Raw genomic sequence first — 933 nt, forward strand, 5'->3', positions numbered from 1 at the left:
TGTTNAGAATGAAAACGTTAACGGTGTTTGATCCGGCGATGTGCTGCAGTACCGGCGTTTGTGGTTCAGATGTCGATCAGGTTCTGGTCGATTTTTCTGCTGATGTGCAATGGCTGAAAGAGCGTGGAGTTCAGATCGATCGTTACAACCTGGCGCAACAGCCGATGAGCTTTGTTCAGAATGAGAAAGCAAAAGCATTCCTTGAAGCTTCTGGAGCCGAAGGGCTTCCGCTGCTGTTACTGGATGGTGAAACGGTGATGGCCGGGCGATACCCAAAACGCGCTGAACTGGCTCGCTGGTTTGGTATACCGCTGGAAAAGGTGGGTTTAGATTCCACCAGTTGCTGTGGTGGTAAAACTTCCTGTTGTTGAGTATGTCAGGAGGACATATGAAATTCTTAAAGAATATCCCGTCTTACCTGTTTTTCACCGGTAAGGGAGGTGTAGGTAAAACTTCGATTTCCTGCACAACGGCTATACGTCTGGCTGAACTGGGAAAGCGTGTTCTGCTTGTCAGTACCGACCCGGCTTCTAACGTCGGTCAGGTATTCGATCAGACTATCGGTAACACTATCCAGCCCGTGACTGCTGTGCCTGGACTTTCGGCTCTGGAGATCGACCCGCAGGACGCCGCCCAGCAATACCGCGCCAGAATCATTAATCCTATTAAAGGTCTTTTGCCTGATGACGTTGTTAACAGCATCAGTGAACAGCTTTCAGGAGCTTGTACGACAGAGATTGCTGCGTTCGACGAGTTTACTGGCTTACTGACCGATACTTCTCTGCTGACCCGCTTCGATCACATCATTTTTGATACTGCCCCAACCGGCCACACTATTCGTCTTCTTCAGCTTCCCGGAGCCTGGAGCAGCTTCATTGAAAGTAACCCTGATGGTGCCTCCTGTCTTGGGCCGATGGCGGGGCTGGAAAAGCA

1 protein-coding gene and 1 pseudogene are annotated in these 933 nt (G+C 50.4%); both read left to right on the top strand.

All coding sequences use genetic code 11. The features are described 5' to 3' along the window. Positions 1-8: 8 nt before the first annotated feature. Entirely contained in the window at positions 9-371 is a 363-nt protein-coding gene (arsD, locus tag VZP09_RS24465; RefSeq protein WP_328795518.1) for an arsenite efflux transporter metallochaperone ArsD, read from the top strand. Between the two features lie 17 nt (positions 372-388). Next, a pseudogene (arsA, locus tag VZP09_RS24470) lies at positions 389-933 on the top strand (arsenite efflux transporter ATPase subunit ArsA); the annotation flags it as partial.

This window comes from Klebsiella sp. EMBS2024, assembly GCF_036233805.1.
In the GTDB taxonomy this organism is placed as follows: Bacteria; Pseudomonadota; Gammaproteobacteria; order Enterobacterales; family Enterobacteriaceae; genus Klebsiella; species Klebsiella pneumoniae.

Bases quoted from the DNA above. Each gene is read 5' to 3' on its own strand.
- arsD (WP_328795518.1), top strand. From the start codon at position 9: ATGAAAACGTTAACGGTGTTTGATCCGGCGATGTGCTGCAGTACCGGC.